Genomic DNA, 21257 nt, shown 5'->3' on the forward strand with positions numbered 1-21257 from the left:
TTATCCATATAAAGTAGCCGGTTGTTCTTATGCTGTTGAAAGATTAAACAATTATAAACCTGATAATGGAACCCGGCTATGTAGAGATGCCGGGTTTTTTGTTTTTATATCCTCCATGTCCCCGTTTAATATAACCACAACTTATAAAAAGCTGCTTGCCGATACCACCACGCCGGTAAGCATCTACCTGCGCCTGCGCGATGTGTTCCCGAACGCCCTGTTGCTGGAAAGCTCGGATTACCACAGCCGCGAGAATAGCGCCAGCTACATTTGCTGCGCCCCTGCGGGCGGACTTACCCTTACCGATGGCGTACTGAAAAAGCAATACCCTAATGGCAGCGAAGAAATCATGCAGCCTGGCACCTTTGATTTGCCTGCCGAGGTTGACCGCTTTTTACAGCAGTTTAAAACGGAGGAAGCACCGGTAAAACTGATCTCGAACGGTTTGTTCGGCTATTTTACCCACGAGGCGGTAGAGCATTTTGAAACCATCCGGCTGAAGCAGGATGAAGCCGATACGCGTAGGATACCCGAAATGCAATACCATTTTTACCGGTATATTATTGGTATCGACCATTTTAAAAATGAGCTGTATATTTTTCATAACCAGTTTGAAGATGGCTTTGCCGATGGTATTGAAAAAATCGAGTACCTTATCAAGAACAAGAATTTCCCGGAATATCATTTTAACACGCAGGGCAGCGAGCAATCGAACCTGACGGATGAGGGCTTTATGGCCATTGTGGAAAAGATGAAGCAGCACATTTACCGGGGCGATGTGTTCCAGATTGTGCCCTCGCGCGGTTTCTCGCAGGCCTTTACCGGCGATGAGTTTAATGTGTACCGGGCGCTGCGCTCTATCAATCCCTCGCCTTACCTGTTCTATTTCGATTATGGTAACTTCCGCATTTTCGGCTCCTCGCCGGAGGCACAGATCACCATCAAAAACCGCGAGGCCACCATACACCCTATTGCCGGCACTTTTAAGCGCAGCGGCGATGATGAGAAGGATGCCGAAATAGCCCGCCAATTGGAAAACGACCCCAAAGAATCTGCCGAGCACGTGATGCTGGTGGATCTGGCCCGTAACGATCTGAGCCGCCATTGCGAGCAGGTAGAGGTGGTGGCCTTTAAGCAGATACAATATTATTCGCACCTCATTCACCTCGTATCTAAAGTATGCGGCAAGCTGAAACCGGGCGTACCTTCGTTTAAAATTGTGGCCGATACCTTCCCGGCAGGTACCCTGAGCGGTGCGCCCAAGTACCGGGCGATGGAGCTTATTGATGCCAACGAGAACATCAAGCGCAGCTTTTACAGCGGGGCCATTGGTTATTTAGGCTTCAACGGCGACTTTAATCATGCCATCATGATCCGCTCGTTTTTGAGCAAGAACAATACCCTGCACTACCAGGCCGGCGCCGGCATTGTGGCCGACTCGGTAGCCGAAAGTGAACTGAACGAAGTAAACCATAAGATTGCAGCTTTGCGGAGAGCGCTGGAGTTAGCGCAGGAACTTTAAACCCCTCCCCAGCCCTCCCCGAAGGGGAGGGAGGTAATAGCAAGAGCGGTAAATAAAAAAGAATGACGCAATGACTAATGAGCCAATGACTAATACAGAAAATACAAACTCTTCCTCCCCCTTCAGGGGGCCGGGGGGCGAGCCGTTACGCATCCTCATCATCGATAATTACGACTCCTTTACCTACAACCTGGTGCACCTGGTGAATGAACTGGGGATGGAGTGCGCGGTGTGGCGCAACGACCAGTTTAAACTGGAAGATGTAGCCGCTTTTGACAAGATCATCCTGTCGCCGGGGCCGGGTATTCCTTCGGAAGCCGGTTTGCTGCTGGATGTGATTAAGGAATACGCCCCAAGCAAAAGCATTTTAGGCGTTTGCCTGGGGCAGCAGGCCATTGCCGAGGCATTTGGCGGCACTTTGCATAATTTGAGCCGGCCGATGCACGGCATAGCCACTCCGGTAAAGGTAACCGAGGGCAGCGAGCAGCTGTTTGCCGGTTTGCCCGACACCATTAATGTAGGCCGCTACCATTCCTGGGTGGTAAATCCTGATGATCTGCCAGCGGAACTGACCATTACGGCGGTGGACGAAAGGGATAACTCCATAATGGCCCTGCGGCACAACACGTATGATGTGCGCGGCGTGCAGTTTCATCCCGAGTCGGTACTGACAGAGTATGGGAAGGCGATGCTTAAAAACTGGTTAGCCCCCCGGCCCCCTGCAGGGGGAGCAGGAGTTGGATAGCTGGCTTTAGGGTTAATGTGGGAATGCTTACTTTAGCTGTATCGCTGGCCCACCAGCACCGTCATTTCGACCGCAGGGAGAAATCTTCTGCCGCAGACCAGTCGCCTGAAGAAGATTTCTCCCTGCGGTCGAAATGACAGGAGAAAAGGATTGAATATTATATAACACCATAAAAAAAGTTCCCCCTTTAGGGGGCGGAGGGGGCATGACCATTTTAGACCGTATTGTTCAGCAAAAACAAAAAGAAGTAGAGGCCGGCAAGAACCGGTTCTCCTATATGCGACTGGAAGAAGCGGAGCATTTTCATCGCACGCCCTACTCGTTAAAACAGTTTTTAACTGACCCGGCCCGTACCGGCATTATTGCCGAGTTTAAGCGCCGCTCGCCCTCCAAAGGGGTGATTAACGGCGAGGCGGATGTAATGGAAGTTACGCAGGCTTATAATGCTGCCGGGGCGTCAGCGCTGTCGGTATTGACCGACCTGCAATTCTTTATGGGCCGCAAGCGCGACCTCACCAAGGCCCGCCGGGTGAACGACATTCCTATCCTGCGCAAGGATTTCATGATAGACGAGTACCAGATTGTGGAAGCCAAGGCCATTGGTGCAGACATTATCCTGCTCATTGCCGCCATCCTGACCCCGGAGCAGATCAAACGCTTTGCCGACCTGGCCAAAGGCATGGAGATGAGCGTATTGCTGGAAGTGCACAACCTCGAAGAACTGCAACGCAGCCTCACCCCCAACCTGGATGCCATCGGCGTGAACAACCGCAACCTGGCCGATTTTACCGTATCGGTAGATACCTCCTTTCAATTAGCTGAACACATCCCCAACGACTTTTTAAAAGTGTCCGAAAGCGCCATCAGCGACCCGGCCATCATCAACCAGCTGAGACAGGCCGGCTTTAATGGCTTTTTGATTGGTGAGAATTTTATGAAGCAGGCCGAGCCGGGGAGGGCAATGGAGGCGTTTGTGAGGGAGATGCGGTAGAATGGACATCAAAAAACTATATATGAAATGACAAAACATAACCTATTATGGCTGTAGACTTTTATGAGTTAAATGACACCAAACGTCAAAATCTGTTATTACCATTGAACCGACTGATTTTGACTTATTAGAGGTCGTGTTTGACATTTTAACTAAAAAAACTGGAATATATCTTAATCCCTACAGAGACACCCGGCTCTACCAAAGCCACGTTGAATTAATTATCAGTGAGCTAAAACACCATTTGACATCTCAAAGCTCCTCTCTTGATCAAAAACAAAGAGCATTGTATACAAAAACCTTGAAGAATTTTCTTCTAATTAAAGATGGCCTTTTTGCTGTTGGAGATTAAAGTAAAAGTATTATTTTGTACAATCCTTATTTTCTTACACTCGCGCTCGTTTATAACGAGCGCATCTTATGTTCGGCGTTTGCAACGCTACTACTTGGCGTAGAGGCGTTATAAACGCCCAACAGATTTAAGCGGCTCGTTGCAAACGAGCGCAAGCTGATATTTCTTCTCAAACTCTGCCCAACTATGATACCGGCCTTTGCTAGCATCGGTAATACCCTGCCTTATGCCTTCCCTCATGTTTTCAGGAATAAGAAATACGCCGTCAGGCTGATTGGCAACGGCATACAGTTGCTCCAGTAAGGCAACATTATCGGAGGCGTCAATCTTTTGATGCAGCGATGTTTTCAACTCTGTTAAAGTCATAATTTAAAGTTAATGAATATCAGTTGCTTTACAATACCTGTCCTCTTTTTATAGTAAACCTTTAAATTATGCTTGTTTATAAAACGTGTATTCTCCGTTCAACGTTTGCAACGCCACTGCTTGCTGTGAAAGCGTTACAACTACCAAGCGGCCTTCCCAATACCACAAAACTGTCAGCTACTTATCCTTCTCCACCTCTCAAACTTTTTAAATGTTTGATATCTTCTAAATCTTTAACACGAGCGTTTGCTTCTTTATCAGCTATTAAATCTTCATAAGCAATAAAAAACAAATCTGTACCTCCTAAATTCACAATCTCGCAGTTGCGGAATGAGGCAGCAAATTTGAGCGGCGCTTTTAATGCAGGCAGGAAATCGAGTGTGAATTTTTCAGATTCATATCTGAAGAAAGATTGTTTAGGATTGGGGGCCTGCTCTTTTTTAAATTCGGCAACATCCTGCCCCAATTCTTCTAAAGCATTTAATAAATTATAATAATTGCTGTAGGTAGGATTATACCAAAAGTCCAAATCCGGTCTATCCGTTATATCGCCTGCAACATTGATTGACATTCTATAATAACCATGCAAAGCCACAGCAGCACCACCTACAATTAAATATTGCAGCCGGTGTTTGTTCAAAACAATGCATAACTCAAGAATATGCTCAATTAAATCTATCTCCACTTTTACAAGCCGGCAACCTAACGTTTCGTATCAGCAGAAAGCTGTTTTTTAAGGTGTTCTATCCTTAAACGCGAGAAGAACGCTTGCATCTCAGCATGCATCACTTTAGATTGCCCCCTGCCTACCTTACTATCACCGGAATCCGCTTTCAACTCTTGAAAACTTTGATATTGAGTCAGTTTCGACATAGCACGCTGTTTTGTTATCGCTAATATCACGTTTTTCAAATTGTTATACAAGGCTTAACGTTCGCTTGCGAACGGGTGTAAGCAAGCATCATCAGTCCCAAATCCCGTTCTTCTCCGTAAAAATCACCGGCTCGCCGCCGGTTACCATGATGGTGTGCTCGTGCTGGGCCACAAAGCCGCCTTTGTTGCCGCTTAGCGTCCAGCCGTCGGCTTGGGTATCGGCAATGGTAGAGCGGGTGGAGATAAAGGTTTCTATGGCCACTACGGAGTTCTTTTTAAAGCGGTCGGTATTAAAGCGGTCGCAATAGTTGGCAATATCATGCGGCTCCTCATGCAGGCTGCGACCAATGCCGTGCCCGGTAAGGTTTTTGATCACAGTATAACCGGCCTTTTTGGCCTCCGTTTCAATCAGTTTGCCGATGTCTGATATCCTTACGCCGCCTTTAATCTGGCTGATTGCCTTTTTCAATATTGCCTTCGAGGTTTCTACCAGTTTACCGTGCCCGTGAATGTCTTCACCCAAGATAAACGAGCCGCCGTTATCCGCCCAAAAACCGTTCAGTTCAGCCGATACATCGATATTCACCAAGTCGCCTTCCTGCAAAATCTTATCGGCTGCTGGTACACCGTGCGCTACCTCGCTATTAACGCTGATGCAGGTATAGCCAGGAAAATCATAGGTCAATTTAGGTGCAGACCGGGCGCCCATTTGCATCAGCAGTTCGCCGCCGTAATCGTCTAACTCCCTGGTGGAGATACCCGGCCTGGCATACGCCCGCATTTTGCTGAGCGTGATGGCTACCGCATCGCTGGCCTGCTGTATACCAATTCGTTCGCCTTCGGTGGATATCGACATAAATAAATTTTAGCTGTGGTAAAATTAACAACCTGAATGCAGATTAGTGTACTGATAAGAAAACCTTAATTACTTTTTTCATCATACGTACTTGCCAGCGCCCAGCCAACCAAAGCCGGCTGGAAGAACAAACGCACGAATCTTTTTCGGTCGGTATTGAGGCCCAAGGCGCTGCGGCTGTGGGTATACTGTGCAATATTACCCGGAAAAACGGCTGCAAAAAACGCGGCGGCTACTTTACCCACCGTTTCGCGGTGCTTTTTAGGGGCAAACACAATGGCGCTGCCCAAAGCTATTTCTACATAGCCTGAATATAAAACGGTATCATCTTTCTTCAGCGGCACCCAATTAGGTACCTGCGCCCTGAAGCCTTTTCGGGCAAAGGTAAGATGGCTGATACCGGCAAATATTAAACTTGAGCCTAATAAAATACGCGCTCCGTTCCTGATGATTTCTTTATTTTCCATAGGGATAAAGGTATGCTTCCGGCTATGCCGCAAGAACTATACCGCAAGCCTGTCGGGAATTTCACCTCCGGCAGGCGATAACGGCATCCTGTTGCCTGTGAAACTTTTAGCACATCGCTTGGTTGTATTACACGGATAGTAGCCGCTGCAAACCCGATAAATTATGGAAATGCTTACCGAAATTGACCTGCGCACACTGAGCGCCATTGCCAATACCAATGTACATTCCTTTGGCCTGGAGGATCATTTCAAAGATAATGCGCCCATCTGGTTAGCGTATGATGGCGCTTTCGTTTATGTTTATCAGGGCACTTATGGGCAAAAGGGAGGGATAACTGCCAAATACAAGGCTTCTTCCGGTTTGCCGGGTTACCAGCGGGCCCGCAATACTAATATTAAAGATGCCGGGCCGGTGCCTGAAGGCAAGTACTGGATATACCTGATGCCCAACCCTGCACGTATTGCCAAACATGATAGCCGTACCGGTGAACTGCTGTCGAATAAAGATGGCGGTATTGAGCAGATACCAAAATCGATTGTTAATTCTGCCGGAGATACAATTATCTACCCGGGCTGGGGCAACACCAGGGCGCGGCTGTTTGCCGATAAGGCAACCAAAACCTTTGGCCGAAACAACTTTTATTTGCACGATTCGCATAAAGGGTTTTCGCATGGCTGCATTGAAACCAATCCGCAGGTGTTCGATTTATTGATCAAGGCACGGCAGTCATTTACCAAAGTTGCCTTAATGGTTGATTACGCCAATGATGATACCAGTACTTATGGCCAAAGCGACAAATAACTATCCCATGAAATTAAGTAGCGTGATTATTGCCCTGCTGTTCAGCTTTTGTATTTCCTGCCAGGCGCAGCAATCAAAACCGGCTGTTAAAATTATAAACGGCCCCAACTTTACGGCCAATGCTACTTTAAACTACCAGGTATCCGGATCTGCGGGTTACTACTACATTGGTTTGGAAAAACAGTTGGATGGCCAGTGGCGCGAAATCGTTTTAGACATTTCAACAGGCGTACCCGAAAGAGGGGCAATAGTACGCAAGCTAATAGCGGGTAAAACCGTTGCAGGCGCTTATCAGCTAAAAAGAATACCTGCTATATACCGGCAAAACGGCCATGCTTACCGCCTTAAAATTACCTCCGGGCCTGCGCCTGATGCTATGACTATGGTAGCAGCTTCCGGCGAGTTTAGTGTTAAATAAGATACTATAAATTTTCTGTTAAGGTCTTTGATTCATCTGCTTAATACCCTGCTGATAATTTGGCACTCCAGCGACACTGTTATCCGACAAAAGGTTAGCTTTTTGGACTTGGCATTCCAATTGCCTTATCATTAGTAATGAGACAAAAATTTTATGATACCGCTGCGAAGCAGGAAAAAGCGATTTTGGTTGGTGTGATTACGCCCGGCGAAACTGAAGCGCAAACCAAAGAGTATCTGGAGGAGTTGGAGTTTTTAGTCACCACTGCTGGCGGCATTACTCTGAAACACTTCACCCAAAGAATGCAGCGGCCCGACCGCGCCACTTTTGTAGGTTCGGGTAAACTTGAAGAGATACAGGCTTATGTGAAGGCCGAGGAGATAGATATGGTGGTGTTTGATGATGAGCTTTCGCCCTCTCAATTACGAAATATAGAAAACGAGTTGCAGGTAAAGATATTAGACCGCAGCAACCTGATACTGGATATTTTTGCCGGCCGTGCCCAAACGGCGCAGGCCAAAAGCCAGGTAGAACTGGCGCAGTTGCAGTACCTGCTACCCCGCCTTACCCGCTTATGGACGCACCTGGAGCGCCAGAAGGGTGGTATCGGTATGCGTGGGCCGGGTGAGTCGCAGATTGAGACTGACCGCCGTTTAATTCTGAACAAGATATCACTGCTCAAGGAGAAACTGCGCCATATTGACCGCCAGAATGAAACACAGCGTAAAAACCGCCATCAACTGGTGCGTGTGGCCTTGGTGGGCTATACCAACGTAGGGAAATCCACCATCATGAACATGATTTCTAAGTCGGATATCCTGGCCGAGAACAAGCTGTTTGCCACGCTGGATACCACGGTGCGTAAGGTGGTGATTGATAATCTGCCGTTTTTGTTATCAGATACAGTTGGATTTATCCGCAAGCTGCCTCACCATTTGGTGGAGTGCTTTAAATCTACACTGGATGAGGTGCGCGAGGCCGATATATTGATTCACGTAGTTGATATATCGCACCCCAACTTTGAAGATCAGATACGCACCGTAAACGAAACGCTAAAAGATTTAGGGGTAGTTGATAAACCTATAATTACAGTATTCAACAAGATAGATGCCTATCAGCCGGTACAACATCACCCAGAAGATCCGGCCCAGCCGCTCACTATTGAGGAGTTTGAGCATAGCTGGATGGCGTCTAATAATAGTCCGGCTATATTTATTTCGGCACTGAAGAAGGAAAATGTAGACGAGTTCAGGAAGCTGCTGTATGATAAGGTGATTGATATTCATATAGAACGCTATCCAAATGATGCCTTGCTATATTGAGGAAAGAAGCAAGAACTAAGAGTCAGGAATTAAGATATCTTTATAATTAACACAGTTCATTGCGAGGTACGAAGCAATCTCTCTACAGTACATCTTAAATAACTATAGAGAGATTGCTTCGTACCTCGCAATGACGCTTTGAGAGTTTTCTTTAACTTCTGTTCCCCCTTCAGGGGGTTAGGGGGCTAAGAACAACCCCTCTTTTATCTCCGGTATAATGTGCTCCTCATTCGCCTTACTAAACATATACCGGATAGCCTTGCGGCCTTCGGTACCTAAATCAATCGAGTATTGATTTACATACAGGTCGATATGCTTATACATCACTTCCTCGCTCATTTCCTGGGCATGTGAGCGGATAAACTCCAAACCTGATTTGGGATTGGCAAAGGCAAACTCTACCGAACGGCGCAGTACACGGTTTACTTTGTGCTGTACCTCAACCGGTAAATTACGGTTAGCCACAATGCCACCCAGCGGTATGGCACAACCGGTTTCCTGCTCCCAGAAATCACCTAAGTCAATAATCTTTTTCAGCCCCTTATCCTGGTAGGTAAAGCGGTTCTCGTGGATGATGAGGCCGGCATCCACGCGGCCATCCAAAACGGCGTTCTCTATATCTGAAAACATCAGCACTTCTTTGTGCTGCGCCTCCGGAAAAGCCAGACTTAATAAGAAATTAGCCGTGGTATATTTACCCGGTATACCTATTTTAACTTTTGAATTTTCACTTTTTAATTCAGCAAGCAACTGCTGAGGGTCGCCTTTACAAATCAGCATCGGCCCTACGCCAAAGCCCAGGGCGCTGCCGGCATCCAGCAATACGTACTGGTTGGCCACGTAGGCAAAGGCATGATAGCTGAGCTTGGTAACATCCAGTTCGCCGCGAAAGGCTTTCTGGTTCAAAGTTTCCACGTCGTCATAAGATACCTCAAAGGTCAATCCTTCGGTATCAATCTTTTGATGAATAAGTGCATCAAAAATAAACGTATCGTTGGGGCAGGGCGAAAAGCCGAGGGTAAGTTTCATGAGTTTTGTTTGGAAGAGCGGGAGGAAAGAGCGGAGAGCGGGAGAAAGCTTAATTCACTTCTCCGCTCCCTATTCTTCCCTCCCGCTCCAATAAAAATTTCAATGCAAAAGTATTCAGATTTTTAACGGCCAGCCCTATCTGCCAGGCATCACGGTTACGTTTCTCCACATAATTTGACACGGCCCTGATTTGCAGGCCCGGCACCCGATACTGCTGGCAGGCATAAAAAAAGGCCGCACCTTCCATACTTTCCAACTGCACGTTTAACCGAGTGGATATTTGCGCTATGCTTTGCTCATTACCATGCACCGTATTTACCGTAATAGCGCTCACCTGTTGCAATGGCTCGCCGGTGTAGTAATTGGCTAAGGCCGCAGTGGCATTAAACCGCCCTTCGCCAAAACCAAGTTCGTTAACCGAAATAAAGTTTTCGCCGTCCTCGGCCCCCAGTTCAGAGAGCGTGTCGGTGGTAACTTCCACTACTTCCCCCAAAGCAATGCTGCGTTCAAAGCTTCCGGCAATGCCTAAGTTTAGCAGCAGATCATAGGTATGCGTAGCCATATGCTTACCTAAAGCAAAAGCCGTAGCCACCATACCTACGCCAGTGATCAGTACCGACAGATTATCGTTCAGTTTAATAACGCTATCCTTCTCCCCGCTCCGCGCTCCGGTTCCCCGCTCCCAACTCCCCGTTCCCCGCTCTAAAGCTCCGTCTCCCGCCAACGCAATCAGTTCGCTTACCTCAAACTCAGTTGCCGCTACTACCAGTACCTTCATCTCTTTTTTACCGGCTAATATAAAACAACCCTCCTGCTTTTGTTTTGTATATTTGCACCCAATTATATTATGATGATTCATATAACGCGCCGAGAACATTTTAACGCCGCACACCGCATGTACCGCGAGGAATGGAGCGCAGAGCAGAACCAGGAAGTGTTTGGTAAATGTGCCAACCCTAACTGGCACGGGCATAACTATAACCTGTTTGTAACGGTAAAAGGTGAAATTACCCACGCCACCGGTTACCTGATGGATTTAAAGGAGCTAAAGGAAATTATCAATACTTACGTAATCGATAAGCTCGACCATAAGAACCTGAATAAGGATGTAGATTTTATGGCCGGCAAAATGGCTTCTACCGAGATACTCACCATTGAGATTTTCAACCAGCTGAAAGCGCCCATCGAGGCCTACGAGGGCGTGTTCCTGCACTCGGTAAAGCTGTTTGAAACCGAAAATAATTCTGCCGAATATTTTGGGGAATAATATACAATGATAGAAGGATTGGATGATAGAAGGATTGATTTTTGTCAAGAAATAATACTCATACTTTTCAATAACTCAATCCTTCTATCATCCAATCCCTCGATCATTAACTCAACTAACAAACAATGATTGACGACGACGATATACCAAACCGTGATGCCGGCATTAACGGCTATCATAAAATAGACCGCTACAACCCGGAACTGATTGCCAGCCTTTCGGGCCATTATAAAGAAGTGCTTAGCCAGATGGGGGAAAACCCGGAGCGCGAGGGTTTGCTGAAAACCCCTGAGCGTGTAGCCAAAGCCATGCTGTTTTTAACGCAGGGTTACGATCTGGATGCCAAGCAGATTCTCAACTCGGCCATGTTCAAGGAGGATTACAGCCAGATGGTGGTGGTAAAGGATATTGAGGTATACTCGATGTGTGAGCATCACATGCTGCCGTTTTTTGGTAAGGCCCATGTGGCCTACATCCCCAACGGACATGTGGTGGGCCTGAGCAAGATACCGCGCGTGGTAGACGTATTTGCCCGCCGCCTGCAGGTGCAGGAACGCCTGACCAACGAGATACGCGACTGCATACAGGAAACCCTGGAGCCACTGGGCGTAGGCGTAGTTATCGAATGCCGCCACCTGTGCATGAGTATGCGCGGCGTACAAAAGCAAAACTCGGTAACCACCACCTCCGCCTTTACCGGCGAGTTCCTGAAAGACAAAACCAGAACCGAATTTTTAAATCTGATAGCATCGAAGTTGAGTTGATTGTTGAATGAGTGAATGATAGAATGAGTGAATTTTTATTATTCATTCTATCATTCACTCATTCAATCCTTAGCTCATTCTACTATTCAATAATTAAAATATGAACGCATATTTATTCCCCGGCCAGGGCGCCCAGCATCCGGGCATGGGCAAAGACCTTTACGATAACCACGAGCAGGCCCGCCAGCTATTTGAGCAGGCCAACAGCATTCTGGGCTTCAGCATTACCGATATGATGTTTAACGGTACCGAAGAAGACCTGAAGCAAACCCGCGTTACCCAGCCGGCTATTTTTTTACATTCCGTAATTTTGGCTAAAGTATTGGGGAACGATTTCCAGCCCAAAATGGTGGCCGGCCATTCGCTGGGTGAGTTTTCGGCGTTGGTAGCTGCGGGTGCACTATCGTTTGAAGACGGCTTGCGCCTGGTAGCCGCACGCGCCAACGCCATGCAGAAAGCCTGTGAGCTGCAGCCCTCTACGATGGCTGCCGTGTTGGGACTGGATGACTTTACGGTGGAGGACATCTGCCAGCGCATCAGCGATGTAGTGGTACCGGCCAATTATAATTGCCCCGGCCAGCTGGTCATCTCCGGCACCATTACCGGGGTAGATGCCGCTTGCGAGAAACTGAAAGAGGCCGGCGCCAAGCGTGCATTAAAGCTTAATGTAGGCGGCGCTTTTCATTCCCCTTTAATGGAAGCCGCACGGGCCGAGCTGGAACATGCCATTGTACATACCAAAATTAATGCGCCTGTTTGCCCTGTGTATCAGAATATTGATGCCAAACCGTATACCGACCCGGAACAGATTAAACATAACCTGATTGCGCAGCTTACCGGCCCCGTGCGCTGGACACAAACCATTATGCACATGCTGCAGGATGGCGCTACTTCTTTTACCGAAGTTGGCCCCGGCAACGTACTGCAAGGCTTGGTGAAAAAAGTAGACAGAACTGCGGTAACTGCCAGTGCTACCGCTGCCGCTTAAAAAATAAGCCGCTCTCAGGTGTGGCTTATTTTTGCTCCTTTTACAGAAATACTATATTAGAAGAATTTATCGGGGCGTACTTTACAATTACAGTAAATTTGAGCTGTTAAGGCCGGTTTGCACCGGCTGATACTTAGCTGAACAGAAAGCAACCTGCAATAAGGCCGGTAAAACGAAACGTTTTTTACAACAGTTAGTGGCTGTTACAAAGTTATTAAGTTGAGCATATCGGTTAAAATACGCATCCTGCTGGCCTTACTGGGCATTAGCCTGATTTTTACGGCTGTTATCGTACGCAGTTCCTATACCCCGCAAGATAACCTGGTTCAATCTGCCAAAACGCTCGAAGTTAATCTGCATAAGAAAGAGCGATGGGTAAATGCTCTTCTCGCTCCGGATAATTACCGGCAGCTTAAGTTTATAAGCAGTAATGAGCAGCTTGCTTTACAACTTACAGACGAGTTGACAAAGCGTAAAAGAATATGGATGATTACGCTTAACAATAACAAGTTAAGTTTTTGGAGCGGCATAAAAGTACTGCCCGATCATCCTGAGGCAATTAAGGAGGGGATCTCTTTTATAGGGCAGCCTAACGGTTACTATGAGGTAATACGGAAAACAGAAGGCCGTTTCAGTGCTATATTCTTTATACCGGTAAAAAACGAGTACGCGATACAAAACCGTTACCTGCAAAATACCTTTGACCAGGATTTACTAAGTGATGATAACCTTGCCCTTGCTGACATCAATGACACCAGGGTGCAAACCATCTATAACATCAACCGCCAGTATTTATTCTCGGTTAAGTTAAAGCAGCAGCATAACCAAAATCAGGCATTCAGGGGGTTTGAACTGTTGTTATGGATCAGCGGCCTGTTTATTTTGGCACTGCTGGTTCATCTTGCCGCCATGCGGTATGCGGCACGCGGGCGGGTATGGCTGGGCGTGGTAATCATTTGTGCATTTATTGCTGCATTGCGCTTTATTAACCTGTACTGGCATTACCCGCCTGTAGTATATAATCTGGATGTATTTAATCCGGCTTTTTATCACGCCGGTCGTTTATTTTCTTCGCTGGGCGACTTAAGCATCAACACACTGCTGATATGCTGGCTGGCTGCTTTTCTGTACTTTTACCGTAACAAGCTATTCAGGCAAAAAACTGCGGTACCGGCAGCTTACGCCATTGCTGCAGGCGGCACTTTGCTGCTGGCCTGCCTGCTTACCCAACTGCTTAACCTTTTTGCGGGGCTGGTTATCAATCCTACAATTAACTTTAATGTAAACAATGTATTAGACTTGTCATCCTTTAGCTGGCTGGCGGTTGTTATACTCTGCTTTTGCCTGCTTACCGTATTTTTATTGAGCGAAGCACTGCTTACGGTTAGTAATAAGCTTAATATCCCGGTTCAACATAGAGTTTACATTGTAGCCGGCAGCATACTGCTGCTCACCATAGCTTCTACATGGCAACATCATATATTTACCCCGCTTTTTATTTTATGGGGTATTATTGTATTGATCAGGGGTTATGCGGTGAGTTATAACAGCGCCCGCTTCGATCCGTTCTCTTTTTTGAGTATCGTTGTGGTTTTCGCACTTATTATTGCCGTTAAATTTACCGGCTTTCAATCCATAAGAGAGAAGGCGCTGCGCAAGAATATAATTACCCGCCTGGAAAATTCAGATGATACCATAGCCAACCGTCTTTTCAAAACTACAGAAAGCCACATCGCGGCAGATCCGGTACTTATTGAATATTTTCTGCATCATTCAAACAACCCCGATTATCTCAAAACTTATTTTCAAACCCATTATTTCGACGGGTACCTGGCCGGGTACAGTCTCAAGATAAATGAATTTGATGCCTCCGGAAAGGCAATTGCTTCAGGCAACCAATATGCTCTTAATGATTTTAAGGATATGGTACTGTACAGTTCCTTTAAGGTATCAGATTACTTTTACCGCGAAAACAACGCTTTTGGTTTTAAGAGTTACTTTGCCATTATTCCGTTTTATCAGAACACTTCACTTTTAGGCACCCTGATTATTGATTTAAAATCAAAGCCGCTGCAATTCAGTTATTCTTATCCGCAAGTGCTGATGAACAATCAGCTGCATACCGGTAATGAATTTAAAAATTACTCCTACGCTTTTTATAACAACGGAAACCTGCAAAGCCAGAACGGGCGCTATACTTATAACACGGTAAACAATATGTTTGCCGGCAAACTAAAAAGTTACGTTTTTACCACCACTGCCGACGGTAACACCTCAGCCCCCTGGTATAAGCGCAGTATACACTACAATCACCTGGTGTATCAGCCCAGCCAGCGCAAACTCATTGTGGTTACCCGCGAGGATGATGACCTGGTTAACAGCCTTACCACGCTTACTTTCTTTTTTATTGTGCTGCTCACCTTCGCTATTATGGTAATAGGGCTGGTTTGGCTATGGGTAAGGGTTAAAGTATTAACCGTTAAAAATAATCAGTTAGTATGGAGCTTTAAATTGCGGTTTAACCGTATACTTTATAAAACGCGCATACAGTTGTTTATGATTATTGCTGTAGTAATAACGCTGCTGTTGGTTGGCATCATTACCTTTATCTCTATACAATCGCAGTACATTCAGCAGCAGGACGATATGATGACCGACAAGGCAGCGCGTGTTGCAGCCGCCTTTGAGAACAGCCAGTTAGATAAGCTTCAGCAGCTTAATGCCAACAGCCGGATGCAGTTTAATGCTTTTGCCGATAATTTTTCGGCAGATATAGCTATGTTTAACCTGGACGGCGTACCGGTGCTTACCACGCAGCCCAAAATTTATGATTACGGCCTGCTGGCCCGGCGTATGAACGGGCGTGCCTACATACAACTGCACAACCTGCAAAAATCGGTGGTAATTAATGATGAAAAGGTAGGCGCTTTAAATTTTAAATCGGTTTATGCGCCCATCCGCAATTCAAAAAATGTAACAACCGGCTATTTACAACTGCCTTATTTTTCAAACGAGGCTGATTACAAAGAGCGCATGGGCACATTACTGAATGCCATGATCAACATCTATGCGCTCATTTTTATTGTAATTGGCTTGCTGGCTGTAATTGTGGCCCGGCAGATTACCGCGCCGCTTAACTTTATTCAGCAAAGCCTGAGCCGTACTGTGTATGGTAAAAAGAATGAGCCGATTGCCTGGCAGGGCAATGATGAAATTGGTGCGCTGGTGAAAGAATACAACCAAATGATTGCCGCGTTAGAGCACAGCGCCAACCGGCTGGCCCAGTCGGAAAGGGAAAGCGCCTGGCGCGAAATGGCCAAGCAGGTGGCCCACGAAATTAAAAACCCCTTAACGCCGCTTAAACTGGGCTTGCAGCTGCTTGAAAAATCGTGGAAAGACCAGGACCCTAAGTTTGACCATAAATTCCAGCGTTTCAGTAAATCATTCGTAGAGCAGATAGAAAGCCTGGCTACCATTGCCTCAGAGTTTTCGGCCTTTGCCAAAATGCCCGATACCCGGATGGAGAAGGTAAATATACTTGAACTGCTGTGGCAGGCCGTTACCATATTTAAGCACATGGATAATGTAACCATTAACTATAAGCCGGCCGATGAACGCTTTATGATTATGGGCGACCGCGACCAGTTGCTGCGCTGCTTTAACAACCTGCTAAAAAATGCCATTGAGGCCATGCCGCAGGACAGGCCGGGCGAAATTGATATTGACTATACCATTAACCAGAACAGTATTATGCTGCACATAAAAGACAATGGCAATGGCATACCTGAAAATCTGCGTGAGCGCATTTTTGAGCCCAACTTTACTACCAAAAGCTCGGGTACGGGCTTGGGGCTGGCCTTTGTAAAAAATTCTATTGAGAATACCGGCGGCAAGGTGTGGTTTGAAACCGAAACCGGTGCGGGCACTACCTTCTATTTAAATGTACCCAAGCCACGTTTCATCAGCCAGAATGCTTAACGGCAAAAGGGAACGAATTATCCTCTATGACACCTGCAAAAGGCTTTGGCTGATTTCTGTGGTTGCCTAAAAATATAAAAACGTTGATTTTGACCGTAGGAAGAGATCTTTTTCAAGCAGCCGGTCAACGGCAGAAGATTTCCCCCTACAGTCGAAATGACCTGACGGATTATACCGTTTGTCATTTAAAACCGCTTTTATAATCAAAATAGCTCATCTGTATAGCGCACTGTACGCTGCAATGCCTCCCGATGATGTTGATTTATGTGCTGCTGCAGGGCATTAAAATTAAAATCATTAGCTGTGCCGCAATCCAGCATATGAAAGTAAACTGAGGGCTTGATGCTTTCAAAATACTCAATAATGTTACTGCTCCAGAACAACTGGCATTTACCTTTGATGATAGGTACGATTTCGGCCAGGCCATGCTCAAACTGTATGCGCTTTACATGGCAAGATTCAAGTTTGCCCTGCGGGTAAAAGATGAGCAGGTTGCCCGGTTCTGCCAGTACCTCTGCCGCATATTCAAAACTTTCCTTGATGGAGCGTCGGCCCGGATCGACCGAGAAACTGCCGCAGTAGCGCAGCCAGGGGTTCTTCTCCATCTGCTTTTTCAGCGACATGATATACATGCGCTTCATGCCCCCCTCTTTCCACAGCACTTTGCGGCACAAGTAATACGCCCAGAAGCCATCCCAAAAACTGAAATGATTGCACATTAAAATGTAGGAGTGGTTGGGCTTTACAGGCACTTCGTTAATCACCATCTTGTTAAACCGCCGTTTAAACAGCAGGCCCAGCAGCCAGGCGCCGCTTTTAAAAAAGAAGGGGGTAAGAGGCTTCGATTTAATGATCATAACACATCAGCTAAGGCGGCGGCAAAATTATGGTTAATCATTTCGTGGTTTTCATCCAGTACTAATACTGCCGAAGGCTCATACTTTGAGAAAAACCGTTTGGCAATTGTGGGCAGGTACATCTTGTCGCGCTTGCCAAAGATAAACACACTTTTAATAGCATATTGCTTGAGCACGTGTATCAGTTTTTCCTCATTGGTTTCCAGGTAGCGCAGGTAAGTAAAGCAGGCGTAAAAAGCGTATCGCAGTTCGGGCGTACCAAACTCCTGGTTCAGGATGCGGCGGGCGGTGGCATCGATTACATTGATTTTGTTTAGCAGGCGCAGTATTCTTAATACTGCTTTTTCGCTTAGCATCAATTTGGCCAGTAAACGGTTACCTGCCTGGTTTTTACTAAAGAAAGATACCAGCCTGCCTGCATAAATTGAGGAGGGTGCAGCTACAATATAATCATCTATTCGTTCAGCCATTTCTTCTACCACCGTAGTAGCATAATGCGAACCCATTGAATACCCGATGACCGAAAAGCGGTCTATCCCCTTATACCGGCAAAATTCATCGATTAACTGTGTGAGTTGCGGCTTGGTAAAGCCTGCTTTTATGGTAGCCAGGCTTTCATCGGCCAGCTTAGTGCCTTTGTGAAACAGCAAATCAAATCCGTAAAAGGTATACTTATGCCCCAGTGTACTTTCTAATACGGTAAACTGCCTGCCATGCATACCATAGCCATGAAAGCAAAGCATAGCCTGGCTGCCGCTGCCAAATTTATAATAATGCAGTTTAATAAAATCATTTTCGAAGTAATGCTGTGTCATCATTTACTTTATGCGCACTAATGCCGCTGCCCACACATAATCGCCATCGTGCGAGATAGTTAAGCTGATAGTCACTTGTTGTAAGGTATCATGTAGCACCACTGTTGGCTGCCCTGACGGCTTATACCTTGTAATCTCAATATTCTTCCATCCGGCGGGCGCAGCATCTGCCTGCTTAAGAGCTTTGTATACGGCCTCTTTGGCGGCCCAGGTGGAGGCATAGCGCAGCAGCGGTTCGGCAAATTGCCGGCAGTAGTTCAGCTCTGGTTCGGTGTAAACTTTTTGTATGAACTCCGGGGTTAAAGACAAGTGAAAGGTGGGCAAATGCACTACATCATTGCCGATAAAATGCGAATGTTCGTCCATAAACTGCGGATAATCTTCCATAAACCGCTTATAAACGCCAATAATATCAGGTTTCATCGGTAGCAATACCCATGATATGAAAACCGCCATCCACAAAGTGAATGTTACCGGTTACTTTTTTCGACAGATCAGAAAAATAATACAGGGCCGTATCGCCAACATCTCCGGCACTGATGTTGCCCAGCGGTGCGGTGGCTTTGGTAAGTTTACGCAGCTTGCGTACCCCGTTGATACCCCCGGCAGAAGTAGTCATCACCAGTCCGGCGGAAATGGCATTCACCCGCACCTGCCGCGTACGAAAATAATCGGCCAGGTACAATACGATATTCTCTAAGGCGGCCTTGTTGACCGACATACCCGCATAGCCCGGAAATACCCGCTGCGAGGCGTTATAGGTAAGCGTAAGTACAGATGCCCCATCAGCCAGCAGTGGTGCGGCCACCCGCGCAATACGCAGCAGGGAATAGGCGCTAATGTTAAACGAATCCATCAGTTCCTCAAACGGAATGTTGATGTATTCGGGTGCCGGTTCCTGGCTGCCCGGCAGGGTATAGCACATTACTTTCTGGCTGCCAAAGGCTACGCCATGCAGCAGGTAATCAATCGGCCCCATTTCATGGGCTACCATTTGCAGGAAGGATTGTATCTGGCGTTCCTCGCGCACATCCACTTCCGCCGTAAAACGGGCATCTGCGCCTAATTGCGCCATTAAATGCAGTACCTCTTCCTTGGTATCGGGTTGATAGCTCAGGGCAATGCGGCAGCCGGAGCGGTGCAGTTTTACCGCCACGTCCCAGGCAATGGAGCTGTCATTCCGCACCCCGAAAATTACCGCTACTTTTCCGCTGTTATCAATCATCGCTTACACATCACGGGATAGGGCCATCGCACTGTTGGTGCCGCCAAAGCCATAATTTAAACACACAATCTGGTTAATTTCTTTGCTTACGGTTGCTTCTGATATCAAATGCCGGTAGGCTGCCATAGGTTGTTTGGGGCCTTCCCATCCTTCGGCTTTCTGGAAGGTTTCCAGTTCAGGGTTCAGCGTTTGGGCATTTACGCAAGGCAATACCTGCTGGCGTTTCAGCATCAGCAGCGAGGCAACCAACTCTACCGCACCTGCTGCACCCAGCATGTGCCCGAACTGCGATTTCGGGGCCGCAATGTGATACCCCTGATCGCCTATGCGGTCTGCAATGCTCAGCAGCTCTATGCCGTCACCGGCGGGAGTGGCGGTACCATGCGCCTTTACCACGTCGGGTTTAATATTGCCGTAGTTCAGCAGCCCGTCCCACAAGCGTTGCTGACCCGAAAAGGAAGGGAAAAACATATTACCGTCGCCATCAGAATTATTATGATAGGCATCAATTACGCCTAATATCTGTGCGCCGCGTGCCTTAGCCAGATCATACGCTTCCAGCGCCACCATGCCACAACCAAATGAGCAGACGAAACCATTACGGTTTACATCAAACGGGCGCGAGCTTTCGTGCGGCGGATAGCCTTTGCTTAACACCACCTGCATAGAATCAAAGCCCACAAAGCTTTCTATCGAGGTAGCTTCTACCCCGCCGGCCACCGCCCTGTCCTGCAAACCAAAGCTAATGAGGCGGTAAGCGTAACCGATGTTACCCAAACCGGTGGCACAGGCCGAGATAATGGACTCGCATACGCCCCGGTTTTTAATAAAGCACGATACATTGGCCGCTTCGCGGTAGCTCATGGCACGGTCTACCGTATGGGCACCGGCCAGGCGTGCTTTGCGGTTTAACTGGAAGAAACTGTGCCAGGCCGGCCGCAGGGTGGCATTGCCTGCCCCGCCCGAACCTACCACTACCCCGGTTTGCTCCGATTGTGTTTCCTCCGTCGTCCAGCCGGCCATTTGGATGGCCTGCTGTGCGCCTATCATGGCCCAGATGCTGCCTACATCGGCGGTAGCCAGGTTTACATCAGGTATGCGGCCTAATTTGTCAATATAGGCTTCGGGATAGCCTTCAATCAGGGTAGAATAAACCGGCTCCAGGCCCATTTCCTCTTCGGTGATGTAACCGGATACCTGCGACCGGACATTTTTGCCATAAGCCTTTACGGCATCCCACTCCCGGATGAGGCTCTGGCCTGAGAACATCTTCTGCTCAAAATCCTCCAGCCCGGTACAGGTGGGGAATGCACCGCCCATACCCACAATGGCTACCTTTCTACCCGTTACCGGCATATCTATGCGTTTTGCTGACTTTTCAGAATGAGGTCAACAATATCCTTTACCTTCGAACCCAGATCGTCAATATCCTCGTCTTCGAACTCCACCCCGAACTTTTGCTCCGCTTTGGCGGCAATATTGATCATTTCGGTAGATGGGGTACCCAGATCGGTAATAAAGTCGGTATCTTCTGTCAGGGCATCTACCTTGTCCTGGTCAATGGTTCTAACGGTTCTTAATATCTCTTTTAAACCTTCTACTACTTCTTGTCTTTCCATA

23 protein-coding genes are annotated in these 21257 nt (G+C 47.2%); 10 read left to right on the top strand and 13 right to left on the bottom strand.

Going from position 1 to position 21257, the window contains the following annotated elements; translation table 11 throughout:
- The first annotated feature begins 115 nt into the window (after nt 1–115).
- The 3 genes from ACY652_RS04665 to trpC all read left to right on the top strand — a co-directional run bounded on the left by ACY652_RS04665 (nt 116) and on the right by trpC (nt 3258).
- Nucleotides 116–1522 carry an anthranilate synthase component I family protein gene (locus tag ACY652_RS04665; protein WP_462266835.1) on the top strand — a complete coding sequence of 469 codons (1407 nt, stop codon included), beginning with the start codon at nt 116–118 and terminating at the stop codon, nt 1520–1522.
- An 85-nt stretch (nt 1523–1607) separates the two neighbouring features.
- Entirely contained in the window at nt 1608–2267 is a 660-nt protein-coding gene (locus ACY652_RS04670; RefSeq protein WP_462266836.1) for an anthranilate synthase component II, read from the top strand.
- 205 nt (nt 2268–2472) lie between these two features.
- Nucleotides 2473–3258, top strand: coding sequence for an indole-3-glycerol phosphate synthase TrpC (gene trpC, locus ACY652_RS04675; RefSeq protein ID WP_462266837.1), 786 nt, complete (start codon nt 2473–2475; stop codon nt 3256–3258).
- A 460-nt stretch (nt 3259–3718) separates the two neighbouring features.
- Here the strand turns inward: trpC and ACY652_RS04680 are convergent, their stop codons facing one another.
- The 5 genes from ACY652_RS04680 to ACY652_RS04700 all read right to left on the bottom strand — a co-directional run bounded on the left by ACY652_RS04680 (nt 3719) and on the right by ACY652_RS04700 (nt 6172).
- Nucleotides 3719–3976 (bottom strand): hypothetical protein, encoded by a 258-nt coding sequence (locus ACY652_RS04680; protein WP_462266838.1) that lies wholly within the window; start codon nt 3974–3976, stop codon nt 3719–3721.
- 181 nt (nt 3977–4157) lie between these two features.
- Nucleotides 4158–4661 (bottom strand): hypothetical protein, encoded by a 504-nt coding sequence (locus tag ACY652_RS04685; protein WP_462266840.1) that lies wholly within the window; start codon nt 4659–4661, stop codon nt 4158–4160.
- 17 nt (nt 4662–4678) lie between these two features.
- Nucleotides 4679–4849 (bottom strand): hypothetical protein, encoded by a 171-nt coding sequence (locus tag ACY652_RS04690; RefSeq protein WP_462266841.1) that lies wholly within the window; start codon nt 4847–4849, stop codon nt 4679–4681.
- Between the two features lie 91 nt (nt 4850–4940).
- A complete protein-coding gene (gene map, locus ACY652_RS04695; RefSeq protein WP_462266843.1) occupies nt 4941–5705 on the bottom strand; it encodes a type I methionyl aminopeptidase in 765 nt (254 codons plus the stop codon).
- Nucleotides 5706–5770: 65 nt separating this feature from the next.
- Entirely contained in the window at nt 5771–6172 is a 402-nt protein-coding gene (locus tag ACY652_RS04700) for a DoxX family protein (protein ID WP_462266844.1), read from the bottom strand.
- Between the two features lie 163 nt (nt 6173–6335).
- Here ACY652_RS04700 and ACY652_RS04705 point away from each other — a divergent pair, with 163 nt between their 5' ends.
- The 3 genes from ACY652_RS04705 (at nt 6336) to hflX (ending at nt 8714) form a co-directional block, all read left to right on the top strand.
- Entirely contained in the window at nt 6336–6974 is a 639-nt protein-coding gene (locus tag ACY652_RS04705; protein ID WP_462266845.1) for a tlde1 domain-containing protein, read from the top strand.
- Nucleotides 6975–6981: 7 nt separating this feature from the next.
- Nucleotides 6982–7392 (top strand): hypothetical protein, encoded by a 411-nt coding sequence (locus tag ACY652_RS04710; RefSeq protein ID WP_462266846.1) that lies wholly within the window; start codon nt 6982–6984, stop codon nt 7390–7392.
- A gap of 137 nt (nt 7393–7529) precedes the next feature.
- Nucleotides 7530–8714, top strand: a complete 1185-nt coding sequence (gene hflX, locus ACY652_RS04715; RefSeq protein ID WP_462266847.1) for a GTPase HflX — start codon at nt 7530–7532, stop codon at nt 8712–8714.
- Nucleotides 8715–8891: 177 nt separating this feature from the next.
- Here hflX and ACY652_RS04720 read toward each other — a convergent pair whose 3' ends face one another.
- Nucleotides 8892–9743, bottom strand: a complete 852-nt coding sequence (locus tag ACY652_RS04720) for a menaquinone biosynthesis family protein (protein WP_462266848.1) — start codon at nt 9741–9743, stop codon at nt 8892–8894.
- A 49-nt stretch (nt 9744–9792) separates the two neighbouring features.
- A complete protein-coding gene (gene mqnB / locus ACY652_RS04725) occupies nt 9793–10521 on the bottom strand; it encodes a futalosine hydrolase (protein WP_462266849.1) in 729 nt (242 codons plus the stop codon).
- Between the two features lie 72 nt (nt 10522–10593).
- Between mqnB and ACY652_RS04730 the strand changes: the two genes are divergently transcribed.
- The 4 genes from ACY652_RS04730 to ACY652_RS04745 all read left to right on the top strand — a co-directional run bounded on the left by ACY652_RS04730 (nt 10594) and on the right by ACY652_RS04745 (nt 16740).
- Entirely contained in the window at nt 10594–11010 is a 417-nt protein-coding gene (locus ACY652_RS04730; protein ID WP_462268216.1) for a 6-pyruvoyl trahydropterin synthase family protein, read from the top strand.
- 125 nt (nt 11011–11135) lie between these two features.
- On the top strand, nt 11136–11774 hold the full coding sequence (folE, locus tag ACY652_RS04735) for a GTP cyclohydrolase I FolE (RefSeq protein ID WP_462266850.1): 639 nt from the start codon (nt 11136–11138) through the stop codon (nt 11772–11774).
- Nucleotides 11775–11874: 100 nt separating this feature from the next.
- The gene (fabD, locus tag ACY652_RS04740) at nt 11875–12762 is read left to right on the top strand and encodes an ACP S-malonyltransferase (RefSeq protein WP_462266851.1); all 888 of its coding nucleotides are present in this window, start codon (nt 11875–11877) and stop codon (nt 12760–12762) included.
- Nucleotides 12763–12981: 219 nt separating this feature from the next.
- Nucleotides 12982–16740 carry a sensor histidine kinase gene (locus tag ACY652_RS04745; RefSeq protein WP_462266852.1) on the top strand — a complete coding sequence of 1253 codons (3759 nt, stop codon included), beginning with the start codon at nt 12982–12984 and terminating at the stop codon, nt 16738–16740.
- A 203-nt stretch (nt 16741–16943) separates the two neighbouring features.
- On the opposite strand, the gene ACY652_RS04750 is transcribed toward ACY652_RS04745, so the two are convergent.
- Genes ACY652_RS04750 through ACY652_RS04775 form a run of 6 tightly spaced genes read right to left on the bottom strand, consistent with a single transcriptional unit; the run spans nt 16944 to nt 21256 of the window.
- Nucleotides 16944–17597 carry a 1-acyl-sn-glycerol-3-phosphate acyltransferase gene (locus ACY652_RS04750; protein WP_462266853.1) on the bottom strand — a complete coding sequence of 218 codons (654 nt, stop codon included), beginning with the start codon at nt 17595–17597 and terminating at the stop codon, nt 16944–16946.
- Nucleotides 17594–18415: an alpha/beta hydrolase gene (locus ACY652_RS04755; protein ID WP_462266854.1), complete on the bottom strand. Its 822-nt coding sequence runs from the start codon at nt 18413–18415 to the stop codon at nt 17594–17596. Before ACY652_RS04755 ends, ACY652_RS04750 begins: the two co-directional genes overlap by 4 nt.
- Nucleotides 18416–18835, bottom strand: coding sequence for a holo-ACP synthase (locus ACY652_RS04760; RefSeq protein WP_462266855.1), 420 nt, complete (start codon nt 18833–18835; stop codon nt 18416–18418).
- Complete coding sequence (locus ACY652_RS04765; protein ID WP_462266857.1) at nt 18825–19637, bottom strand: enoyl-ACP reductase FabI; 813 nt, start codon at nt 19635–19637, stop codon at nt 18825–18827. The genes ACY652_RS04760 and ACY652_RS04765 overlap by 11 nt, the downstream gene beginning before the upstream one ends.
- A gap of 3 nt (nt 19638–19640) precedes the next feature.
- Complete coding sequence (locus ACY652_RS04770; protein ID WP_462266859.1) at nt 19641–20993, bottom strand: beta-ketoacyl-[acyl-carrier-protein] synthase family protein; 1353 nt, start codon at nt 20991–20993, stop codon at nt 19641–19643.
- A 2-nt stretch (nt 20994–20995) separates the two neighbouring features.
- Entirely contained in the window at nt 20996–21256 is a 261-nt protein-coding gene (locus tag ACY652_RS04775) for an acyl carrier protein (protein ID WP_462266860.1), read from the bottom strand.
- Nucleotide 21257: the final 1 nt, after the last annotated feature.

The organism is Mucilaginibacter sp. (assembly GCF_965200995.1).
Lineage (GTDB): Bacteria > Bacteroidota > Bacteroidia > Sphingobacteriales > Sphingobacteriaceae > Mucilaginibacter.